Genomic DNA, 20,355 nt, shown 5'->3' on the forward strand with positions numbered 1-20,355 from the left:
GTGCGGTCAATGGATGAGCATATTGATGACGGTTTGTGGCTGTGGATTCAACCGACTCCTACCCTTTCGCGACAATCTCGTCCCACGCTGTAGGTGTGGGAAATAGCTCGTTGAGAAACCCCACAAACGCCTTGACGTTCGGGCTTCCCCGACGGCTTTCTGGCCACAAGGCCGTGATGGAGGAACGGTCGGCCGCGAACTGCGGAAAGAGCGGCTTCAGCTCTCCCCGAGCGACATAGGGCGCTGCCACATAGGTGGGTGAAATGCCAATGCCACCGCCGGCGGCAAGTACCGCAGCCACCGCATCGCTGGCGTCGATGACGATGGATGCGTCGGGGGCTATCTCCACCATTCGGCCCCCCACGCTGAATGGCCAGCGCAGCGCTTGGCCCGAACTCTGGTAGCGAAAATTCACGCAGTCATGGTCGGCCAGGTCGCTGAGTTCCAGCGGCGTGCCGCGTTTGGCCAAATAGGCTGGCGAGGCAAAAGCGCACAGTCGATGCGGTCCCAGCGTACGAGAGATAAGCCGCGAGTCGGCCAGGTTGCCCACGCGTACGGCCACATCGATGCCTTGCTCAACGATGTCCGCAAACTGATCGCCCAAGCGCAGGTCGATGGCGAGCTTGGGGTAGCGCTCGCGAAACCTGGGAATCGCCGGCGCCAATATGTTCAGCCCGATTGGCGGTGGCGCTGTGACTTTCAAGGTGCCGGAGGGCTCAGCGCGCGAGGCTGTTGCGGCCTGCTCGATGTCCTCCACTTCGCGCAGAATCCGTAGTGCCCGTTCGTATAGATCCCGCCCTTCAACTGTCAGGGTTAGCGAACGGGTGGTGCGGCTGAATAAACTCAGCCCGAAATGCTGCTCCAGGCGTTGCACGCTCTTGCTGACGGCGGACGGCGATACTGATAAATCGCGCGCTGCAGCGGTATAGCTGCCCAAAGAGGCAGCGCGGGCAAAGGCAATAAGACCAGTAAGGCGGTCCAACCCTATTTGTTCCTTCATGGCACTAGTAAAGCGACATATGCCCTAATTATCAATATTGGCTCGAGCCTTTAGTGTTTACCCGTCGGCGCCATCAAGGCGCTCAAGGAGATAGACCATGAGCCATTCCACTGTTACCCAAAGCGCATTTACCCAACCGCTTCCCGCCCAACTGGAAGGCCGCACCGTGGTGATTTTCGGTGGCACGTCCGGCATCGGTTTAGCGGCCGCGATTCAAGCCAAAGCCGCCGGGGCATCCGTGACTGTGATCGGTTCCAATGCCGAGCGTGCCGAGCAAGCGGCTCTGGAATATGGACTCGCCGGCTGGCGTGCCGCTGATGTCACCGATAGCGAAGCCATCTACACCGCTTTGGCGGACATCCCGCACGTGGATCATCTGGTTCTACTCGCCGGCACATTTGTGGCGGGCAAGATTCTGGACGCTGAAGTCGATTACCTGCGACGGGCGTTTGAAGAGCGGATGTGGGCTTCTGTGCACGCCATTCGCGCTCTTGGTGATCGGTTGTCCAAGGACGGCTCCATCACCTTTATCTCTGGCTGTTTGGCCGACCGGCCCAATGCTCATGGCACTGCCGTGCTCGCTGCCGCTTCGGCAGCAATGGAAGCGTTGGCACGTGGCCTCGCCCTGGAGCTGGCGCCCATTCGTGTCAACACGCTGTCCCCTGGCCCGATCAACACCCCCATTTTTAGCAAAGCCTTGGGCGAGGGTCGCGATGCGTACGTCAGCGCATGGGAGCAGTCGCTGCCGCTGCATCGCCTGGGCACCGCCACCGAAGCAGGCGCCGCTACCGTTTTCCTGATGACCAACACGTTTATGAACGGCGCCACGCTGAACATCGACGGCGGCGCTCGGCTGGTCTAAGTGAATGGCAAAAATCGGCCAAAAACAGTCATCTGAGACTGGCTAATGGGTGTTCCCTTTTCACTTATCGATGCAAGCTCTTCATCGCCGTGCTGCTGGCAGAGGAATTCGCGTATCGCTACGGCGGTTCGCCTGGCGCTGGTCACCACGAAAAAATGCCCCTCGCCTTGCAGGACGTGCAGTTCGGCACGGCGAATGGTTCGGCACAGGATGTGCGCGTTGTACAGCCGCACCAGGGTGTCGCGTTCGCCAGTGAGGATCAGCGTGCGCTGGCGCAGACGGAACAGCCGCAGCAGGCTGGTCCAGCCGACCAAGGCGGTGAGCTGGTGGTAATAGGCTCGCGGGTTGACCGTGAGCATGCCGTTCACCACACCAAAGCGCAGCAGCGTCTGTATCGAATTGCGCGAGCCTTCTTGCCTGCGCAGTTTGGCGCCTTTGCGCCTGCCAAAAAAATCCAGGATGTCGGCGGGCTTCACCAGCATCGCCGGGCCGGCCGACGTCGCTGCGAGGATCAGCCGACGCACCATGCTCGGGTGACGCAGGGCGAATTCTTGCGCCAACGCTCCGCCCCAACTCACGCCGAACACATCGACCTGGTCGATTCCCAATTGCTTGAGCAGCTCGGCTATCAGGTCGGCATGGCGCGGCAGACGCATCGGCCAGCGGGGCATTTGCGATTTGCCGACCCCGGGCACGTCCAACGTAATTGTCCTGTAGTCCACCAGTTCATCGCGCAGGGGATCGAAGGTACGAATCAAACCACCCAGGCCGTTGAGCAAGAGCAGCGGTGAGCCTTGGCCACGGATTGAAACGTTCAACTGCAAGTCTTTAATGACTAATTTGTGCGTTGTCATGATTTCCCCCTTTGGCCTACCCGCTGTTAAGACAGCGTCTGGCGTCTGGCGTTTACGTCGTTGCCCTGCAGCTGCGCCGGCACTTTCCTGGCTAGTAGATAGCTGCCGCTCTGCTGCACCACAGGGAAGCGGGCCAGCAAAAAACGATTGCCGTGCGGCCTCTACCGTCGACGGAAGGCACTCGTCCTGGCCGCCCCGTCCATCGCTGATGGCTAGGCCATTCGCTGTTGCAGCCAAGCAACCCGGATTAGTTCCATCAACCCCCAACATAGCCGACGAACGGTGCCCCTCGCAGGCACAAAGCCTGCACTAACCACCTCGACGAACATTTGACGTCAATCTACCGCCATACGGATTTCCAAATCAGCAGACCCAATTGACACAGCTCAATAGCGTTGGTTCGAGCGCAACCGTGGCCGCAGCATTCCCCGCATACAGGAGTATTGACATGATCGACCTCGCCACTTGGAATTTGAGCATCCCTGAAGGCAGCCCACCGGCCACCATAGAAACGCCTCGATTGGCGCAAGGCTTCAAAGACCAGTATTTCAGTTCTGAAGCCACTACCCTTTCCTTCTGGGCACCGGTGACCGGTTCCAAGACGGCCAACGCTATTTACCCGCGTAGCGAGTTGCGGGAAACCTATAGCGATGGAACGGTGCGCAACTGGCAGTATTCAGCGGCAGATAACATTCTGCGGGCGAGTCTGAGCATCAATCAGGTGCCCAGCACCGGCAAGATCGTGATTGGTCAGATTCACAACAAGGACAGCAACAACCCGATGGTGAAACTGGAATACCAATACAAAACGTCGGCTTCGACGGGAAACATTGTCGTCAAGGTGCGCATGCGCCCCGACGATGAAGAGGGCCAGGTCACTACCATTGCGACGGGTGTGCCGCTCGACTGCAACTTTTCCTACCAGATCCATCTCAGTCCGAAGGGCGCGCTGGGCATCAGCGCAGCAGGAAACAACTGGAGAACCACTATCGACCCGAGCTGGAAGACCAAACCACTGTATTTCAAAGCGGGTGCGTATGTGCAGGACAACACCGGCTATCCCACCGAGGGCGGAAAAGTGACGTTCAGGATGCTGGAGATCCAACACAACATTAAGTCGCCTCTTTAGGTCACTACCGTTGGCACGCCGATCCGAAGGGCGAAGACTTTAGTGGATTTACTCGTCAATCGGCTACCCAGTGGGCCCACGTTTCGCCAGGCACCTTTTTGTCGATGCTGGCAGTTGTGGTGGTGGTTTCAATGACCTGGTATGGAATGGTCGCAATCGCTCTTTCGCAACCCAGGATTGCTGCCGGGTATCAAGGGAGGAAAAAAGCAATTGATCGACTGTGCGGTGGTTTGATTTTGTCTCTGGGGATCCGCCAGCTGGTTTAGCAATCCCCTCCTTCATCCGAGAAGAAGGAGACACACTTCGCGTCAGGGCCTGGAGCCGGCATCCATCCTGGAGGCCCGCGCCAGTGCTTGCGTATCGATATATTCCCGGATGTTCGTCAGCTTTCCATCTCGCACGGTAATGGCGAAGACCCAATCGTCCTCCCACGTTTTATTCGTGGCTTTGATTCTCCCCTTGGCGAAGCCGATGACCAGAACGCGATCTTCCTGCGCCACGTACTCGTGGAACTCCATGACGGATGTTTCCATTTTTTCGGAAGCCTTCTGAAGCAGATCTGCCAATCCCGCGTGCCCGCGATACGTGCCAGCCAGCGGCCAGTTCTCGCCCGGAATGATCCATTCAATATCTTCGGAAGTCAGCGCCAGCAGACCTTGCCTATCGCTGCGGCCCATTGCGGTGAAGAAGTCCTTAACAACCTGGACATTCTTTTGTGCGTTCATCGAAATCTCTCCGTTTCTCTCGCATCTGATCGCGTCCGTTCTGATCAGATACCTTGTGGACCTGCCGGTGAGGAGCATGGTGTCGGTGATTCAACCGATATCGACTTTCAACGCGATGTCCCAGGTGCCAGCGCCGTTTTTGGCCAGGCCGATCATCATCAGGCCGAGCGCCTCGAGCGTCTGGGCCATGTGCAGGCCACCGACATCCAACGGTCGTAGCCCGAGACTTTCGATGAACGTCGAGACGCGCGCCTTGGCCTCCAAATCGTCGGCGGCGATGAACGCGTCGAGGGCGCCTCCCTTGGCAAGGACGTGGCCGAAAAGGGTGTTGAATGCCTTCACGACATGCGCGCTGGCGGGGGCGATCCTGGCGATCTCCTGCGCACCAGAACTGCCAGCGGGAGAGACGAGGCCCGTGAGATCCGGCGAGGCCGTGTTGGTGATGTCGATGATCACCTTGCCGTCCAGCGCGTCCCCGTAATCGGCCACCACCGACGCCGCACCGGTGTACGGCACGGCGAGGATGACGATGTCGCCGGCAGGAGCGGCCCCATAGGTGCCGGTGGTCGCTCCGGCAGCGAGCTTGTCAACCAGCGCCTGCGCTTTGGCAGGGTCGCGGCTGACCACCTCGACGGTGTGTCCAGCTTTGGCGGCACGACCGGCGATGGCCGCAGCCATGCCTCCTGAACCGATGATGCTGATAGTGCTCATGTGTAATCTCCAAATGAGTCGGGGTCTTGCCCGCAGTCTCTGAACAGGCTTCCCCCGGTTAATATCCCGTGTGTGCCGGGCTTGTTGCGACCCGGCGAACAGCCTCAGCTCACTCAGGCGACAGGGAAGTAGTGGCCGTTGTCCATATCGGCAAACAGGCCGGGCTGCGTTGGTGTCCAGCCGAGCATCTGGCGCGTGATAGCGTTCGACGCCGGGGTATCCAGCGTCACCAGGTTCGCGAGGAAGCCGAAGAAGCCCGGCCCCATCATTACGTCCACAGGAATGGGCACGACGGGAAGGTTCAGACGGCTGCCAATGGCCTCCGCGATCTCGCGGTACGGGATCGCCCCTTCAGCAACCGCATGCCAGGATCTGCCAGCGGGACTCTTCTCCAGCGCCAGACGGAACAGGGTAGCGAGGTCGCGGGCATGCACTGCCGCCCACCGGTTGGAGCCTTCGCCGGGGTAGCCAACGACGCCCTTTTCCTTTGCTTGCCCGATCAGGACCTGAAGGAACCCGGCCTTGTCGGTTGAGCTGTGCATGATTTCAGAAATGCGCACGACCGAAGACCGCACGCCCCGCTCTGCGAGACCGATTGCAGTCAGCTCCACGATGTTCCGAACCCGCAGCGAGCCCTTATATTGATCGCCAGCCGGAGAAAGAGCCGGATCCTCCTCGGTCGCCGGTCGGCTCTGGAGTGGCCCAGGAACCGGCCAGCCCTCGTTAGTCGGCGAACCGATGCTGCCCGACACGACCAGCGGCTTTCCCGTTCCAGCCAGCGCATCACCGTATGCAAGCATGATCTGAATCTCCGCTGCGGCAACAGCGTCGATCCCGCCGACCGGAAGCAGATCTTGTCGGTGCGCGACGTGGATCACGCCGTCGGCGGCTGCAGCGGCCTCCTTGAGCCCCTCGAGATCATCGAGATCACCGCGACGCACCTTTGCGCCGAGCGCAGTGATCGCCTCCGCCGCGCTGTCTGACCGTGCCAAAGCGGTGACCTCGTGGCCGGCAGCGATGAGGTCGGAAATGATGTATGGACCGGAATGGCCGGTCCCGCCAGTTACGAAAACGCGCATGTTGGTGTTCCTTGTAAGTGAGATAAAAAATGGTGCTGCGGGTGCGGTCAGCCGAGAAGGCTGACGCCGATTGAGAAGTGCGTGTGCTTGACGGAGTGGGCAATGAGGCCCAGCGAAAGCAGGCAGGCGTGCTCCAGCGTTCGCGCCATGAGCAGCGGCCCGACGTCCATCGGGCGTAATCCGAGGCTCTCTATGAATGCCGAGACGCGTGCCTTCGCCTGCGCGTCGTCTCCAGCGATGAACACGTCCAGCGAGTGGCCTTCGACAGGACCGGCAGCCAGGACGTGGGAGAAATGGGTGTTGAACGCCTTGATGACTTCGGCGCCGGCTGGCGCAGCTTTGGCGATTTCCTGCGCGCCGAAACTGTCCTCAGGGGTCACAAAGCTTTTGAAGTCAGGGGCGACGGGGTTGGTGATGTCGACAAGAAGCTTGCCTGCCAATTCTTCGCCGTACTGCTTCACCACCTCGAGAACCGCTGAATAGGGAACCGCCAGGATCACAATATCCCCTGCCGGGGCGGCGCCGAACGTTCCTGTCGTCGCGCCATCTCCGACCTGCTCGGCCAGCGCCCGCGCCTTGGTGGCGTCACGACTCATCACCTCGACGGTGTGTCCGGCTTTGGCGGCAAGGCCGCCGATCGCTGCGGCCATGCCACCTGAGCCGATGATGCTGATAGTGCTCATGTGCAGTTTCCTTACAGATATGGGTTGACCATTCAAGGACTGCCGGCGTGATCCGGCGACTGCGTTCAACCTACGAGCCATGCTGGTCGTTTCACTTGCTAAAAGCAAGTGAATTGCATAAATTTACTTGCTCGATGCAAGCAATGTTAAGAATCGCCAATGAAATCAATATCTAAAGAAGACATTCGGTTCCATTGGCGCAGTGAACTATGGCGTGGAGATCTTCGGCGACCGGTGGTCGCTCTTGATCATGAGGGTGGTGGCTCGACTAAATCGAAGCCCCTGGCAGGTCGACAAAGAGGTGAAGGCGCTGGTCCGCAATCGCGGATGTATCTTTCCCGAGATCAGAAACCTCGCGACCAGAATGGCCTTGTCCAAGCCACCTGGTCGACTGCTACTACCGACCCCTTCCCATGAAGACGGCGTCGTGACCTGTCAGGGCTTCACGAACCGATAGACGAAGCGATCGGTCTCGCCCTTGATGGCGGGATCGAACGCCTTGATCGAGTGCGGATCGTCCTTGTTCGCGAGCAAAGTGCTTTGCGCGTCCAGTACAAAACCGGCCGCTTCCACCTCCTTGCGAACGGATGCGGGCTCAATCCGATGCAGTGACTGGGCATTGCTCGCGCCCGTCCCGATGGCGGCGGCGTGGTCGATGATGACGTAGGCCCCACCAGGCTTCAGCTGCTCATAGACGGCTCGATTGAAGTCGGCGGCCGTGGCGCCCCTCGCCTTCATCAGATCAGTGTGGAGATCGTGGTAGAACAGGTGCAGCCACAGGACATCCGCCGGTTGCGTGACCTCCGGCATCGCGGTCAGGTCGGCGGAGACGGCTTCGACATTCTCCCGGCCCGCCTCCTTCGCGAGCGCCTGCATGCTGCCGAGCGGATCGTTCTTGAAGTGGGCGACTTCGGCTGGCACAAAGCTGTAGACCCGCCCTTTTGGTCCCACGGTGTCGGAGAACAGACGGGTCCATTCGCCGTCGCCTGGGTAAACGTCAATGACGGTGGAGCCTGCATCCACGCGTGCGAACCGGAGCAACTCGGATAACTTGGTTGTGTCGTACATGGGGATCTCCTTTACGGCTGGGTATTCGCGTTCAATGTCCTAACCATGCTGGTCGCTTCACTTGCAAAGCGCAAGCGAATAACAGGAATTTACTTGCACCATGCAAGTGATGTTAAGATCCCCCCATGAAAACCACATCTAAAGAAGACATTCGGTCCCATTGCGCAGTGAACTATGGCGTGGAGATCTTCGGCGACCGATGGTCGCTCTTGATCATTCGCGATATCGTTTTTGCGGGTAAGAAGACGTATGGCCAGTTCCTGAAATCGGAAGAAGGCATCGCGTCCAATGTCCTTGCGTCCCGCCTTGCCTTCCTTGAAGGACAAGGCGTTCTCTCGAAGGCACCTAACCCCGACGACAGGCGCAAGGATTTCTACACGCTGACAGAGAAAGGCCTGGACCTCATTCCCATCGTGCTCAACATCGTTCTTTGGAGCGCGAAGCACGATTCGAAGTCGTACGCACGGGACCTCGAGGAATTCGTGACCCGTTTAACTCAAGACCCCACGCAGGTGAGCGAAGAGTTGAAGGCGCTGGTCCGCAGTGGCGGATGCATGTTTCCTGAGAGCAAGGGATGAGCTTGAGGCAGCGGCCGATTCGGTTGAAAACAATTGGCTAGAACGCGAAGGTGTAGCCCACGATGATGCGGTTTTCATCCGCCGCATCCGCGAAATTCGAGCGCATTGTTGCGTTACGCCAGCGCAGCGAAACATTCTTGAAAGTGCCTGACTGGACGACATAGCTGAGGTCAGTCGTGCGCTCCCATTCTTCACCCTCTCCACCCGAGGCACGCAAGCCCCTGGCCTTGACGCTGCTGATATGCGCGGGATCTACCTGATCCCCCTTTACATAACGCACATTGAATGTCAGGCCGGGAATTCCAAGTGCAGCGAAATCGTAGTCGTAGCGCATCATCAAGGCGCGTTCATTTTCCAATGCGAACGTACTGATTTGCTGCTCGCTGAACAGATAGGTATCAGTGCCGCCCACATATGCGTAGGCCGTGTCTCCGCTTACTTTCTGGTAGCCACCGCTGAAGGTGTGACCCTTAATCGAATAACCGAAGTTTGTGCTCAAGGTTCGGTTATCAACCTTGCCAAGCAAGTCTCGGCCTTGCTCCTTGGCGGAAAAATAACGCCACTCGGTAAATGCCTCACCTGGGCCCGCTTCAATCTTGTATTTGAATCCGGCGAAATTACGCTGAAACAAATCCTCAAGCTGACTGGTATGCAAGCTCAACGTCAGACTTTTCAACGGCTGATAGTCAACCCCCGCGTAGTACAACCGGTCGCTGGTGACGGTCGTAGAGTAAGCACCCTGCTGTGCCATCGCCGTCAGGTCTTCGAAGTTGGTAGAGTCCCGTAACTTGGTTGAGTCGACCTCCAGGACCGTGAAGGTAAACTTGTCCAAATCCTTGCTCACTACTTGAGCGCCGTTGAACCACTGCGCAAATAGCCGGCTGTTGTTGGAAGCAAGCAATGGCAGCTGAGGGCTGAGACCACCCACTCTAGCCTCCGTTTCCGAGAGTCTGGCCTTGAACGTGCCAACGGCCTTTGAATACTCATCGACAGCCCGCTTATCAGCTCCACGTGGCAATAGCCCCGTACCAGAACGATCTGGAGACGAATCGAGTTTGATGCCCAACATGCCCACGGCATCCAGGCCAAATCCAACCGGTCCTGGTGTAAAACCGGATTGCAACTTCAACATGAAACCTTGGGCCCACTCGTCGCGTCTGGACTGGGTTGCTGAATCACCGTGGAAATCACGATCAAAATAGAAATTACGCAGCTCCAGGCTGCCTTTTCCATCGTCGATAAAACCTGCATAAACCGCCGAATGAGAAGCGCAGCAAAGTGTCGCGAGCATCAGCGATGCCCGCTTGGTGGTCATTAAAGTCATGTTTCTGCCTTTCTTATTGTTATTGTCAGGTATGAAAGCGGATGAGCAATCTCGTCAGGATTTTGGATTCTTGACGTAGCGCATGACGATGAAGCACGCGATCAGAATGAGTGGCGCGATGGAGAGCATGCCCATGTAGGTACTCCCGGTAACATCATTAATCTTGCCCACCATCACCGGTGCAATCATGCCGCTCAGTTGAGCTACGGAATTGATTGCTGCTGTCCCGGTAGCGATTGCCAATCCCGAGAAGGTCGACTGAGGAATCGTCCAGAAGATCGGGATAGCGATGAACGTGCCAGCGGTTGCCAAAACCAGCGCAGCCATCATGGCCCACGACGAGTCGGAGTACAGGCAAGCCAACAGGTAGCCGACCGCGGCCGCAATCAGGCACCAGACAAGGTAAGTCTTACGCTCACCAGTACGATCCGAACGCCGGGTCAGCCAGATCATGCCGATGCAGGCAACGATGTAAGGCAAAGCCGAAAGCATCCCAATCCACAACAGGCTTTGAACACCAGAGGATTTGATCAGATGCGGCATCCAAAAATTCAGGCCGTAGGAAGCGGTCTTGATCACGAAATAGATGAACGCCATGATCGCGACCTCCCGCGTCAACAGCACCCTCCACAATGAGCCAAGTATTGGCTTCTGGTTGGCTTTGTCGTGCTCGAGATTGGCCGCCAGCAGGTCTTTCTCTCCACGACTCAGCCATTTGGCCGATTCGATATCCCGGTCCAGTTTCCACAGTACCAGCACGCCCAGTACCACACATGGCAACCCAGACATCAGGAACAACCAGTGCCAGCCGGCGAGGCCGAAAACGCCATCCATCGTGCCCAACAAGATCCCCGCCGCGGGACCGCCGACGGCGCCTGCGAGGGGCACTGACAGGAACCAAAGGCCGTTCATTTTTGCCAGATGTTTTTTGGGAAACCAGCAAGCGAGGTAAAACAGAATCGCCGGGCCAAAACCAGCCTCCATCACGCCGATCAGAAAGCGCAAAAAGTAGAGCGTGTATTGGGTGTAAGCGAACATCATCGCTGCGGTAGCCAAGCCCCAGGAAACCATGATCCGGCAGATCCAGGCGGGCGCACCGTAACGTTTCAGGCCCAGGCTGCTGGGTACTTCGAACAGCACGTAGCCGATAAAAAACATGCTTGCTGCCAGACCATAGGCTGCATCCGACAAGCCCAGTTCATGCTGCATCTGGGTCTTGGCGAAGCTAATGTTGATCCGGTCAAAATAGGAGAATAGAAAGCAGATAATGGCTAGCGGCATGATGCGCCAAGCCACACGCCGATAAAGCAACAGCTCGTTGATCGTTTCTTCATTGCGCGCAAGCGCAATTTCACCAGTCAAGGCAACCATGATGTTTCTCCATTGTTGTAATTATTGGAGAGAGGCAACGTCCTTTAAGGACCTCGCTCAATGGGTTCAGCTGATTCGAATCAGTTTGTATTTGTACATGTGCCCTTTGGTGACATAGTCAGCAGCGTTTCTCTGCATGCCGGCAATCGCTTCAGGTGTCAGTTCGCGCACGACTTTGGCTGGTGCACCGAGTATTAGTGAATTGTCTGGGAACACCTTGCCTTCAGTGACAATCGCACCTGCACCGACGAGGCAGTTCTTGCCTATAACCGCACCATTGAGCACAACGGCCTGTATCCCGATCAGCGCTCCATCGCCGATAGTGCAACCATGCAACATGGCCTGATGCCCGATGGTGACACCCTCGCCGACCGTCAGCGCAAATCCGGGGTCCGCATGCAACACCGCCCCTTCCTGCACATTACTGTGCTGACCGATGCGAATCGAATCGTTGTCACCACGCAGAACGGCCTGGGGCCATACGCTGACGCCCTGTTCCAGGGTGACATTGCCGATGACGGTGGCGTCTTCCGCGATGAACGTTTCGGCATGGATGACAGGAATAAGCGCATCGAACTGATAGATAGCCATTGCTGCCTCCTCAGACTTGAACGTCGGTTTTCAAAACGCCCGCCGCACACAATTCAGCAATGTGCTCGTCGCTGTAACCCAACTCGCGCATGACCTTATGTGTATGTTCTCCGATGCGCGGAATCGATCGGCGGGGTTGCAGGCGTTCTCCATCGAGGGACAACGGCAGCAACGGCATAGCGGTGAACGATCCGTCTTCGAGTTCAAGATTCGCCAGGCCGCCGCTTTGCAGCAGATGAGGATCTTCGAACAGCTCTTCGGGACGTCGAATCGGTGCAAACGGAATGCTGTTGGCCTCAAGCTCCAGAGCCAGCGCTTGAGCGTCCATGGTGGCAAAGACTTCAGCCAGGTGAGCCAGAAGGCGTGGCCGCTGCAGCACGCGATCATTGTTGGTAGCGAGGGTCTGGTCGTCTAGCAGTGCGGTCTGGCCCAGCAACTGGCACAAAGCGTTCCATTGGCCTTCACCGGTGGCGGCGACGAACATCTGCTCGCCATTGGCGAACTCGAATACGTCGTAAATGGCCCATGCACTTATACGATTTGGCATAGGCGCGGCGGCCTGGCCTGTCACAGCGTATTGCTGCATATGCTGGGCGGCGAGCAATACGCAGTTTTCATAAAGTGCGCTTTGCACCTCACGACCGACACCGGTGGCATTACGATCGTTGAGCGCAGCAAGCACACCGATGGCACCGAACATGCCACCCATGATGTCATTTACCGAACTACCGGCACGCAGGGGTCTACCTGCCGGGCCGGTCATATAGGCCAGGCCGGCCATCATTTGCACAACTTCATCCAGGGCCAGGCGATTGTCGTATGGGCCTTTGAGAAAGCCTTTGTGCGAGGCGAAGATGATGCGCGGGTTACGCTCACGAATTGCCGCGTAACCGAAGCCGATCTCCTGCATGCGGCCGGGCTTGAAGTTCTCGATGAATACGTCCGCTGTGTCGATCAGCGCCAACACCGCGTCTCGCCCTTGCGGAGTATTGACGTCGATCGCAATACACTGCTTGTTGCGGTTGAACGTGCGAAAAAAACCTGCACCTGCACCCAACAGACGGCGCGTGCCGTCTCCCCGGGTCGGTTCTATCTTGATCACCTCGGCACCGAGGTCACCCAAGATCATCCCGCAGGTCGGACCCATCACCATGTGCGAAATTTCGACGACACGAATGCCGTCCAATGGAAGCCTGGACATTATTGTTCCCCTCGATCGGACAGGTTCAGGTGCGACTGGCAGCTGACGGGTAATTGAGTGGCAGACCGGCGCGGGCAATGCAGCCGTAGAGGGTTTCGTGCGGCAACGCATCGCGAAGCACGTCCCGTGAGGCGATCAGGGCGGCCAGGTCGATGCCAGTCTCGTAGCCCATGCTCTGCAGCATGAACACCAGGTCTTCAGTGACGGCATTGCCGGAAGCACCAGGAGCGAACGGACAACCGCCGAGCCCGGCCAATGATGAATCGAGCTCGGTGATACCTTGCTGAACGGCTACCAGGCTATTGGCAAGTGCCAGACCTCGAGTGTCGTGGAAGTGCGCAGCCCTGAGTTTGTCACCAGCAATGGCGCGAACGGCTTGCAAGGTGGTCGCCACTTGGCCGGGATTGGCGTAGCCCGTGGTATCCCCCAAGGAAACCAGATCGCAACCGGCTTCCAGTACGTGCCCGGTTAACTCGCAGAGTTCGCTCAATGGCACATCACCCTGGCGGGTGCAGCCGAAGGCTACAGACATTCCGGCAATGACTTGAACGTTGTGCAAGCCAAATTCAGTGCGCAGTTGGCACATCCGCGCCAACTCTTCGACCATTTCCAGCGGAGTGCGACGCACGTTAGCCAGGCTATGGGCAGCGCTTACGGAGACAGGCGCAATGATACGGTGGGCACCGGACTCTAGCGCATCGCGACAGCCGCGCAGGTTAGGCGCCAGGACCGTGACGACCAGCCCCGGAAAACTTAAGGCATGGGCTACGACTTCTTTGGCATCGGCCATCTGCGGCAACAATTTGGCGGGCACAAAAGACGCGACTTCCATATAACGCACGCCAGCGGCATAGGCGGCATCGATCCATTGTCGTTTAGCAGACGTAGACATAACGGCTTGAAGGCTTTGCAAACCATCACGCATACCGACTTCGTTGATTGTTATTGTTTTCATGAAAAAGCTCTCACAGGCTGAAGCGTGATTTCAGATTAGAGAGCCATAGGTTTAGCGAAAAGACGTCATTTACGGGTTGATCCATCGTCAACCGCGATGGATGCGATCAGGGCCGGGATTGCAGCGGTGGAGCGCGCAAAAGCAGATGATCCAGCAACCGCCGTGCCGACAGCGACAGTGCATCCCGATCACGTACACAGATCACAAACTCACCCAACGCCCAATCGTCGGTCAGAGGAATGATGCGCAATTCAAACAACGGTGCGTACCGAGCCACCGCTTCCAGAGGGAATACAGCAAGTCCCAACCCAAATTGCGCCAAGCGGAATGCTGCATCGAACGACGACACATAGGAGCGAAACCGCAGCTCATGGCCATGCTGCGTCGCTTCATTACGCATAAAGTTATTCAGCGTGGCGAAAGCGGATAACCCCAAGTGATCAAAGGCGAGGGTCTCTCCAAACGCAATACTGGTGCGATCGGCCAAGGGATGATTTGCTCCTACGACGACGGCCAGATGATCCTGTCGATAGGGCAGAAACTCTAGATCGCCCACGGCCATTGATCGTCGACAAATGCCCAAATCGGCATTTCCTTCGGCCACTCCTCGCACCACATCGGGACTGAAACGCTCTTCGATGTCGGTCTGGATTCTTGGGTGCTCGAGCATGAAGTCAGACAGTTCTTCCGGCAGAAACTCCATAATTGACGAGATGTTTGCCAATACCCGAACATGTCCTCGGGCGCCTTCAGCATATTCGCTAAGCTCGCTATCGAGCCGCTCCATCGCCCGCGTCAGAGACCGAGCGTGCCGCAGCAGCGCCAACCCCGCCGGAGTGGGTTCAACTCCGCGTTTGCTGCGTTTTAGCAGCGGTGTACCAAATCGCGCCTCAATGTCGGAAATACGTTTACTGACAGCCGATGGCGCAATGAATGCCCGTTCGCCGGCGCGCACAATGGTGCCTTCCTCACAGACCAGAATGAACAAGTGCAAGGACAAATGATCCAGGTGCTGCATTACGCCCACCCCTCAAGTCGCAATGTGGCCCGAATCAAACGTTGTTCTTCGCCTTCAATTTCCTTGAGGTTTTCGCAGATGCTCTGAATATGCGCAATGGCCGCTTTTCGTGCCTGCTCCGGCATTCGGCCGATCACTGCGTTGTAGAGCCGTGCGTGATGACGATCGATTTGACGCTTTTGCGGTTCTCGGTGATAGAGATTGTTGACCGACGCGAACACCGTGTTGAGCAGCAAATCCGTCAGCGAACGCAAGGTTTGCACCAGCACAGGATTATGCGAAGCCTCGCAGATTGCGAGATGGAAGGCATGATCGAGCCGAGCGTGTTCGGATGCTTCCAAAGATCGCGAGTGGGCATCGACCAAGGCTTCGTAGCTGCGGGTGATAAGGACAAAATCAGCGTCCGTGCCGCGCAGAGCCGCCAGGCGAGCGGACTCTCCTTCAAGCAAGCTGCGGACCTCGAACAGATCATAGAGTGTTCGAGGCTGTGAACTGAACAAGTGCATCAGTGGTGATGCAGCTCCATGCCCCGAAAGGTTGGCGACAAATGATCCCTTGCCCTGCTCCGTCTCGATGATCCCGCGAGCGCGCAGCAGCTTCAGCCCCTCGCGAAGTGCCGTGCGGGAAACACCTAGCTTTTCCGTCAGACGACGCTCCGATGGCAACAGCTGTCCTGTCTTGAGCACGCCGTCCACGATCAGACGTTCAATACGTTCACAGACCAGATCGGCCACTTGTAGATTACGGCTGGTGCCTGCGCCGTCCATAGAACCTCCAACTGGTATGACCAGCTCAACCGGCCCGATCATATGTCATCAACATCAATTTTATGTCCATGTTTAATATCAATTTTTTTGGTTATCAAACAAAACCATTATTAAAAAACTGGTTCGACCACTCAAACAATACATAGACAGTAGATCGGCTCAGTCCAATGATGCAAGTCAGTTGCATACGCAAAGACCACTTATAAAAACAAGCGAGTGTCGTGCACCGATGAACATTCTCTACGACGAGCGCGTTGACGGAGTCCTGCCAGACGTCGACAAAAATGCGCTGCTGCAAGCCTTGCACACGCAATGGCCGGATCTGGAAGTCCTGCATCAACAGGAAGAGCTCAAACCGTACGAATGCGACGGACTTTCCGCTTACCGCACCACGCCCATGCTGGTGGTGCTGCCGCGCCACATCGACGAGGTGCAAGGCGTGCTTCGACTCTGCCATGAGCGTCAGGTCGCGGTGGTCGCCCGCGGTGCCGGCACCGGTTTGTCCGGCGGTGCATTGCCGCTGGAAAAAGGCGTGCTGCTGGTGATGGCGCGCTTCAACAACATCCTGCACATCGACCCTGCCGCCCGCACGGCCCGGGTTCAGCCGGGGGTGCGTAACCTGGCGATTTCCCAGGCGGCCGCGCCGTTTGGCTTGTATTACGCGCCGGACCCTTCCTCCCAGATCGCCTGCTCAATCGGCGGTAATGTGGCGGAAAACGCCGGCGGCGTGCATTGCCTGAAGTACGGATTGACCGTGCACAACCTGCTCAAGGTCGACATCCTCACCGTCGACGGCGAACACCTGAGCCTGGGTTCCCAGGCGCTCGATTCTCCGGGTTTCGATCTGCTGGCGTTGTTCACCGGTTCCGAAGGCATGCTCGGTGTCATCACCGAGGTCACGGTCAAACTGCTGCCCAAACCGCAGACCGCCAAGGTGCTTTTGGCGGCGTTCGATTCCGTTGAGAAGGCTGGCCGCGCAGTGGGTGACATTATTGCCGCCGGCATCATCCCGGGCGGTCTGGAGATGATGGACAACCTGGCCATTCGCGCCGCCGAAGACTTCATTCACGCTGGTTACCCGGTCGACGCCGAGGCCATTCTGTTGTGCGAGCTCGATGGTGTAGAAGCCGACGTTCATGATGACTGCGACCGCGTGCGCCAGGTGCTGGAACAGGCCGGCGCCACCGAAGTGCGCCAGGCTCGCGATGAAGCCGAACGTATGCGCTTCTGGGCCGGACGCAAGAACGCCTTTCCGGCGGTGGGTCGTCTCTCCCCGGATTATTACTGCATGGACGGGACGATCCCGCGCCGCGAACTGCCCGGCGTGCTGCACGCGATCGCGGCGTTGTCGGCCGAGTACGACCTGCGCGTGGCCAACGTTTTCCACGCCGGTGACGGCAACATGCACCCGCTGATTCTGTTCGATGCCAACCAACCGGGTGAGCTCGATCGCGCTGAAGCCCTGGGCGGCAAGATCCTCGAATTGTGCGTGAAGGTCGGCGGCAGCATTACCGGTGAACACGGCGTGGGCCGCGAAAAAATCAATCAGATGTGTGCGCAGTTCAATAGCGACGAGTTGACCGTGTTCCATGCCGTCAAAGCCGCCTTCGATCCAAGCGGCCTGCTCAACCCCGGCAAGAACATTCCGACGCTGCACCGCTGCGCCGAATTTGGCGCCATGCACGTTCACATGGGGCAAATGCCCTTCCCTGAACTGGAGCGATTCTGATGCGCCGCGAACTCGATTTCGACGACAGCACCTCTCTGCTGGAGCAGGTCAACCAGGCATTGCAAAACGCCACGCCGTTGCGCATTCAAGGCGCCAACAGCAAAGCGTTTCTGGGACGCATCGTGGCGGGCGAAGTGCTCGACACGCGCAGCCACCGAGGCATCGTCAGCTACGACCCGACCGAGCTGGTGATCACCGCCCGCTGTGGCACCCCGTTGGCAGAACTGGCTGAGGTGTTGGACGCGGCGCAGCAGATGTTGCCCTGCGAACCGCCCTCCTTCGGCGACGGTGCAACGGTCGGCGGCATGATCGCCAGCGGGCTCTCGGGGCCACGGCGCCCCTGGTCCGGGTCCGTCAGGGACTTCGTCCTCGGAACACGGGTTATCACCGGGCATGGCAAGCATTTGCGCTTTGGTGGCGAAGTCATGAAAAACGTCGCCGGCTACGATCTGTCGCGCTTGATGGCGGGCAGCTACGGCTCGCTGGGCGTGGTGACCGAAGTCTCACTCAAGGTCCTGCCAAAACCACGTCAATGCTTGAGCATCAGCCTGGACATGGACAGTGATCGCGCCTTGCTGCGCCTCGCCGAATGGGGCCAGCAACCGTTGCCGATCAGCGCCGCGTGCCACGATGGCGAGCGACTGCACCTGCGACTTGAGGGCGGTGAAGGCTCGGTGGCGGCGGCGCATGACCGACTCGGCGGCGAGTTGCTGGACGCTTCGTATTGGGATGATCTCAACGAACATCGATTGAGCTTCTTTGATGAGGACCAGCCGCTTTGGCGCCTGTCCGTGCCTCACAACACGCCACGGCTTTCCCTGCCTGGCCGTCAGTTGCTCGATTGGGGCGGCGCACAGCGCTGGCTCAAATCTGACGCAGAGGCAGCCTTCATTCGCTCGATCGTGGAAGAAGTCGGCGGGCATGTGACCTGTTACAGCCATGGCCTGATCGACAGCCCGTTCCAGCCGTTGCCCCCAGCACTGCTGCGCTACCACCGGAACCTGAAGCAACAACTCGATCCCCGGGGGATTTTCAACCCCGGACGCCTGTACGCGGAGCTTTGACCCATGCAGACCACCTTGAGCGAACACGCCCGCCAACTGCCCCGCGCCGAAGAAGCCGAAAGCATTCTGCGCACCTGTGTGCACTGCGGTTTCTGCAACGCCACCTGCCCAACCTATCAATTGCTGGGCGATGAACTGGATGGACCGCGGGGGCGGATTTACCTGATCAAGCAGGTGCTGGAAGGCAACGAAGTCACGCAGAAGACCCAACAGCACCTGGATCGCTGCCTGTCGTGCCGCAATTGTGAAACCACCTGCCCTTCCGGCGTCGACTACCACAACCTGCTGGACATCGGCCGGGCGGTGGTCGATGCGGCGGTGCCGCGCCCACTCGGTCAGCGGTTGTTGCGCGAGGGGCTGCGCAGCGTCGTGCCCAATCCCGGGTTGTTCAAGGCACTGGTCAGCAGCGGGCAGCTGTTTCGGGCGTTATTGCCCAACACCTTGCAGATCAAGTTACCTCGCCGCGTCTATCCGGCCAAGCCGCGCCCGGTCACGCGCCACACCCGGCAGATGCTGATGCTCGAAGGCTGCGTTCAACCGAGTCTGTCGCCCAATACCAACGCGGCCGCCGCGCGGGTTCTGGACCGACTGGGGATCAGCGTCATTGCGGCCCGCGAAGCCGGATGCTGCGGCGCCGTGGACTATCACCTCGACGCTCAGGCGGCCGGCCTTGATCGCGCCCGCCGCAATATCGATGCGTGGTGGCCGAGCATTGAAAACGGCGCCGAGGCGATCGTACAAACCGCCAGCGGTTGCGGCGCTTTCATCAAAGACTATGGCCACCTGCTCAGCACCGACGCGACTTATGCCGAGAAGGCTAGAAAAGTCAGTGCACTGGCCAAGGATCTGGTCGAAGTGCTGCGCGACGAGCCACTGGAAAAACTCGGCGTCCATAGCGACCAGCGCCTGGCCTTCCATTGCCCCTGCACCTTGCAGCACGCGCAAAAACTCGGCGGCGCGGTGGAAGCGATTCTGACGAGCCTGGGCTTCAACCTCACGCCGGTTGCCGACAGTCACCTGTGCTGCGGTTCGGCGGGCACCTATTCGCTGACCCAACCCGAACTGTCCCGGCAACTGCGCGACAACAAGCTCAATGCGCTGGAAAGCGGGCATCCCGAAGTCATTGTCACGGCCAATATCGGCTGTCAGTCGCACCTCGACGGTGCGGGCCGAACCCCTGTCAGGCACTGGATCGAACTGGTCGAAGCCGCCTTGCCCCAACCGAGCACTGGAGAATCCCCATGAAAAGCAAAGCCGTACTGAGCCAGACCGAAGTCAGCCAAATCCTCGCGGCTGCACGCACCGAAGCGCAGACCAACCAATGGGCCGTGACCATCGTGATTGTCGACGACGGTGGCCATCCCCTGGCCCTTGAACGCCTCGACGGTTGCGCTCCGATTGGCGCCTACATCGCCACCGAAAAGGCCCGCACCTCGGCGCTGGGTCGGCGTGAATCGAAAGGTTATGAAGAGATGGTCAATGGTGGGCGCCATGCCTTTTTGTCAGCGCCCTTGCTGACGTCCCTTGAAGGTGGCGTGCCGATCATCGTCGACGGCCAGGTGATCGGCGCGGTCGGCGTGTCCGGGGTCAAGGCCGAGCAGGATGCACAAGTGGCCAAGGCCGGCGCGCAATGCCTGAAATGAACT

Annotated in this window: 21 protein-coding genes and 1 pseudogene; 8 read left to right on the forward strand and 14 right to left on the reverse strand. The window is 58.5% G+C overall.

Annotation, left to right across the window (positions count from 1 at the left end):
- Positions 1 to 58 precede the first annotated feature (58 nt).
- Positions 59 to 1,000, reverse strand: coding sequence for a LysR family transcriptional regulator (locus tag K5K95_RS29495; protein ID WP_222587351.1), 942 nt, complete (start codon positions 998 to 1,000; stop codon positions 59 to 61).
- A gap of 97 nt (positions 1,001 to 1,097) precedes the next feature.
- Here K5K95_RS29495 and K5K95_RS29500 point away from each other — a divergent pair, with 97 nt between their 5' ends.
- Positions 1,098 to 1,862: an SDR family oxidoreductase gene (locus K5K95_RS29500; RefSeq protein WP_222587352.1), complete on the forward strand. Its 765-nt coding sequence runs from the start codon at positions 1,098 to 1,100 to the stop codon at positions 1,860 to 1,862.
- On the opposite strand, the gene K5K95_RS29505 is transcribed toward K5K95_RS29500, so the two are convergent.
- Positions 1,859 to 2,716, reverse strand: a complete 858-nt coding sequence (locus tag K5K95_RS29505; RefSeq protein ID WP_261398100.1) for an alpha/beta fold hydrolase — start codon at positions 2,714 to 2,716, stop codon at positions 1,859 to 1,861. The two genes, K5K95_RS29500 and K5K95_RS29505, sit on opposite strands and share 4 nt — an antisense overlap.
- Before the next feature lie 448 nt (positions 2,717 to 3,164).
- On the opposite strand from K5K95_RS29505, the gene K5K95_RS29510 reads away from it, so the two are divergent.
- Complete coding sequence (locus tag K5K95_RS29510) at positions 3,165 to 3,845, forward strand: polysaccharide lyase family 7 protein (RefSeq protein ID WP_222587353.1); 681 nt, start codon at positions 3,165 to 3,167, stop codon at positions 3,843 to 3,845.
- A 59-nt stretch (positions 3,846 to 3,904) separates the two neighbouring features.
- Positions 3,905 to 4,111 (forward strand): annotated as a pseudogene (locus tag K5K95_RS33415) (LysE family translocator); the annotation flags it as partial.
- A gap of 42 nt (positions 4,112 to 4,153) precedes the next feature.
- On the opposite strand, the gene K5K95_RS29515 reads toward K5K95_RS33415, so the two are convergent.
- The 5 genes from K5K95_RS29515 to K5K95_RS29535 all read right to left on the reverse strand — a co-directional run bounded on the left by K5K95_RS29515 (position 4,154) and on the right by K5K95_RS29535 (position 8,111).
- Complete coding sequence (locus K5K95_RS29515; protein WP_222587354.1) at positions 4,154 to 4,570, reverse strand: nuclear transport factor 2 family protein; 417 nt, start codon at positions 4,568 to 4,570, stop codon at positions 4,154 to 4,156.
- A 90-nt stretch (positions 4,571 to 4,660) separates the two neighbouring features.
- Positions 4,661 to 5,281, reverse strand: coding sequence for an NADPH-dependent F420 reductase (locus K5K95_RS29520; protein WP_222587355.1), 621 nt, complete (start codon positions 5,279 to 5,281; stop codon positions 4,661 to 4,663).
- A 113-nt stretch (positions 5,282 to 5,394) separates the two neighbouring features.
- Entirely contained in the window at positions 5,395 to 6,360 is a 966-nt protein-coding gene (locus K5K95_RS29525) for an SDR family oxidoreductase (protein WP_222587356.1), read from the reverse strand.
- 47 nt (positions 6,361 to 6,407) lie between these two features.
- Complete coding sequence (locus K5K95_RS29530; protein ID WP_222587357.1) at positions 6,408 to 7,043, reverse strand: NADPH-dependent F420 reductase; 636 nt, start codon at positions 7,041 to 7,043, stop codon at positions 6,408 to 6,410.
- Between the two features lie 435 nt (positions 7,044 to 7,478).
- A complete protein-coding gene (locus K5K95_RS29535; protein ID WP_222587358.1) occupies positions 7,479 to 8,111 on the reverse strand; it encodes a class I SAM-dependent methyltransferase in 633 nt (210 codons plus the stop codon).
- Positions 8,112 to 8,236: 125 nt separating this feature from the next.
- On the opposite strand from K5K95_RS29535, the gene K5K95_RS29540 reads away from it, so the two are divergent.
- Positions 8,237 to 8,689, forward strand: coding sequence for a winged helix-turn-helix transcriptional regulator (locus K5K95_RS29540; protein ID WP_222587359.1), 453 nt, complete (start codon positions 8,237 to 8,239; stop codon positions 8,687 to 8,689).
- Positions 8,690 to 8,726: 37 nt separating this feature from the next.
- On the opposite strand, the gene K5K95_RS29545 is transcribed toward K5K95_RS29540, so the two are convergent.
- The 7 genes from K5K95_RS29545 to glcC form a co-directional block, all read right to left on the reverse strand.
- Entirely contained in the window at positions 8,727 to 10,013 is a 1,287-nt protein-coding gene (locus tag K5K95_RS29545; protein WP_222587360.1) for an OprD family porin, read from the reverse strand.
- A gap of 54 nt (positions 10,014 to 10,067) precedes the next feature.
- The gene (locus K5K95_RS29550) at positions 10,068 to 11,384 is read right to left on the reverse strand and encodes an MFS transporter (protein WP_222587361.1); all 1,317 of its coding nucleotides are present in this window, start codon (positions 11,382 to 11,384) and stop codon (positions 10,068 to 10,070) included.
- 66 nt (positions 11,385 to 11,450) lie between these two features.
- Positions 11,451 to 11,975 carry a gamma carbonic anhydrase family protein gene (locus K5K95_RS29555; protein WP_222587362.1) on the reverse strand — a complete coding sequence of 175 codons (525 nt, stop codon included), beginning with the start codon at positions 11,973 to 11,975 and terminating at the stop codon, positions 11,451 to 11,453.
- A gap of 10 nt (positions 11,976 to 11,985) precedes the next feature.
- Entirely contained in the window at positions 11,986 to 13,176 is a 1,191-nt protein-coding gene (locus K5K95_RS29560) for a CaiB/BaiF CoA transferase family protein (RefSeq protein WP_222587363.1), read from the reverse strand.
- Positions 13,177 to 13,201: 25 nt separating this feature from the next.
- Positions 13,202 to 14,131, reverse strand: coding sequence for a hydroxymethylglutaryl-CoA lyase (locus K5K95_RS29565; protein WP_222587364.1), 930 nt, complete (start codon positions 14,129 to 14,131; stop codon positions 13,202 to 13,204).
- Between the two features lie 106 nt (positions 14,132 to 14,237).
- Positions 14,238 to 15,149, reverse strand: a complete 912-nt coding sequence (locus K5K95_RS29570; RefSeq protein WP_222587365.1) for a LysR family transcriptional regulator — start codon at positions 15,147 to 15,149, stop codon at positions 14,238 to 14,240.
- Positions 15,149 to 15,916, reverse strand: coding sequence for a transcriptional regulator GlcC (gene glcC / locus K5K95_RS29575; RefSeq protein WP_222587366.1), 768 nt, complete (start codon positions 15,914 to 15,916; stop codon positions 15,149 to 15,151). Before glcC ends, K5K95_RS29570 begins: the two co-directional genes overlap by 1 nt.
- Positions 15,917 to 16,145: 229 nt before the next feature.
- Between glcC and glcD the strand changes: the two genes are divergently transcribed.
- The 4 genes from glcD to K5K95_RS29595 are packed head-to-tail and all read left to right on the forward strand — an operon-like array spanning position 16,146 to position 20,352.
- Positions 16,146 to 17,645 carry a glycolate oxidase subunit GlcD gene (gene glcD / locus K5K95_RS29580; protein WP_222587367.1) on the forward strand — a complete coding sequence of 500 codons (1,500 nt, stop codon included), beginning with the start codon at positions 16,146 to 16,148 and terminating at the stop codon, positions 17,643 to 17,645.
- Positions 17,645 to 18,709 (forward strand): glycolate oxidase subunit GlcE, encoded by a 1,065-nt coding sequence (gene glcE / locus K5K95_RS29585; RefSeq protein ID WP_222587368.1) that lies wholly within the window; start codon positions 17,645 to 17,647, stop codon positions 18,707 to 18,709. Before glcD ends, glcE begins: the two co-directional genes overlap by 1 nt.
- A 3-nt stretch (positions 18,710 to 18,712) precedes the next feature.
- On the forward strand, positions 18,713 to 19,954 hold the full coding sequence (glcF, locus tag K5K95_RS29590; RefSeq protein WP_222587369.1) for a glycolate oxidase subunit GlcF: 1,242 nt from the start codon (positions 18,713 to 18,715) through the stop codon (positions 19,952 to 19,954).
- Positions 19,951 to 20,352 carry a heme-binding protein gene (locus tag K5K95_RS29595; protein WP_222587370.1) on the forward strand — a complete coding sequence of 134 codons (402 nt, stop codon included), beginning with the start codon at positions 19,951 to 19,953 and terminating at the stop codon, positions 20,350 to 20,352. The genes glcF and K5K95_RS29595 overlap by 4 nt, the downstream gene beginning before the upstream one ends.
- Positions 20,353 to 20,355 lie beyond the last annotated feature (3 nt).

Origin of the sequence: Pseudomonas sp. DR48 (assembly GCF_019823085.1) — a bacterium.
Lineage (GTDB): Bacteria > Pseudomonadota > Gammaproteobacteria > Pseudomonadales > Pseudomonadaceae > Aquipseudomonas.

What these genes read in the sequence shown, in the direction of transcription:
- K5K95_RS29595 (WP_222587370.1), top strand. Translation starts at nt 19,951, where the DNA reads ATGAAAAGCAAAGCCGTACTGAGCCAGACCGAAGTCAGCCAAATCCTC.
- K5K95_RS29515 (WP_222587354.1), bottom strand. Translation starts at nt 4,570, where the DNA reads ATGAACGCACAAAAGAATGTCCAGGTTGTTAAGGACTTCTTCACCGCA.
- K5K95_RS29560 (WP_222587363.1), bottom strand. Translation starts at nt 13,176, where the DNA reads ATGTCCAGGCTTCCATTGGACGGCATTCGTGTCGTCGAAATTTCGCAC.
- glcF (WP_222587369.1), top strand. Translation starts at nt 18,713, where the DNA reads ATGCAGACCACCTTGAGCGAACACGCCCGCCAACTGCCCCGCGCCGAA.
- K5K95_RS29565 (WP_222587364.1), bottom strand. Translation starts at nt 14,131, where the DNA reads ATGAAAACAATAACAATCAACGAAGTCGGTATGCGTGATGGTTTGCAA.
- K5K95_RS29500 (WP_222587352.1), top strand. Translation starts at nt 1,098, where the DNA reads ATGAGCCATTCCACTGTTACCCAAAGCGCATTTACCCAACCGCTTCCC.
- K5K95_RS29555 (WP_222587362.1), bottom strand. Translation starts at nt 11,975, where the DNA reads ATGGCTATCTATCAGTTCGATGCGCTTATTCCTGTCATCCATGCCGAA.
- K5K95_RS29540 (WP_222587359.1), top strand. Translation starts at nt 8,237, where the DNA reads ATGAAAACCACATCTAAAGAAGACATTCGGTCCCATTGCGCAGTGAAC.
- K5K95_RS29545 (WP_222587360.1), bottom strand. Translation starts at nt 10,013, where the DNA reads ATGACTTTAATGACCACCAAGCGGGCATCGCTGATGCTCGCGACACTT.
- K5K95_RS29550 (WP_222587361.1), bottom strand. Translation starts at nt 11,384, where the DNA reads ATGGTTGCCTTGACTGGTGAAATTGCGCTTGCGCGCAATGAAGAAACG.
- K5K95_RS29505 (WP_261398100.1), bottom strand. Translation starts at nt 2,716, where the DNA reads ATGACAACGCACAAATTAGTCATTAAAGACTTGCAGTTGAACGTTTCA.
- K5K95_RS29510 (WP_222587353.1), top strand. Translation starts at nt 3,165, where the DNA reads ATGATCGACCTCGCCACTTGGAATTTGAGCATCCCTGAAGGCAGCCCA.
- K5K95_RS29525 (WP_222587356.1), bottom strand. Translation starts at nt 6,360, where the DNA reads ATGCGCGTTTTCGTAACTGGCGGGACCGGCCATTCCGGTCCATACATC.
- K5K95_RS29535 (WP_222587358.1), bottom strand. Translation starts at nt 8,111, where the DNA reads ATGTACGACACAACCAAGTTATCCGAGTTGCTCCGGTTCGCACGCGTG.
- K5K95_RS29530 (WP_222587357.1), bottom strand. Translation starts at nt 7,043, where the DNA reads ATGAGCACTATCAGCATCATCGGCTCAGGTGGCATGGCCGCAGCGATC.
- K5K95_RS29520 (WP_222587355.1), bottom strand. Translation starts at nt 5,281, where the DNA reads ATGAGCACTATCAGCATCATCGGTTCAGGAGGCATGGCTGCGGCCATC.
- K5K95_RS29495 (WP_222587351.1), bottom strand. Translation starts at nt 1,000, where the DNA reads ATGAAGGAACAAATAGGGTTGGACCGCCTTACTGGTCTTATTGCCTTT.
- glcE (WP_222587368.1), top strand. Translation starts at nt 17,645, where the DNA reads ATGCGCCGCGAACTCGATTTCGACGACAGCACCTCTCTGCTGGAGCAG.
- K5K95_RS29570 (WP_222587365.1), bottom strand. Translation starts at nt 15,149, where the DNA reads ATGCAGCACCTGGATCATTTGTCCTTGCACTTGTTCATTCTGGTCTGT.
- glcC (WP_222587366.1), bottom strand. Translation starts at nt 15,916, where the DNA reads ATGGACGGCGCAGGCACCAGCCGTAATCTACAAGTGGCCGATCTGGTC.
- glcD (WP_222587367.1), top strand. Translation starts at nt 16,146, where the DNA reads ATGAACATTCTCTACGACGAGCGCGTTGACGGAGTCCTGCCAGACGTC.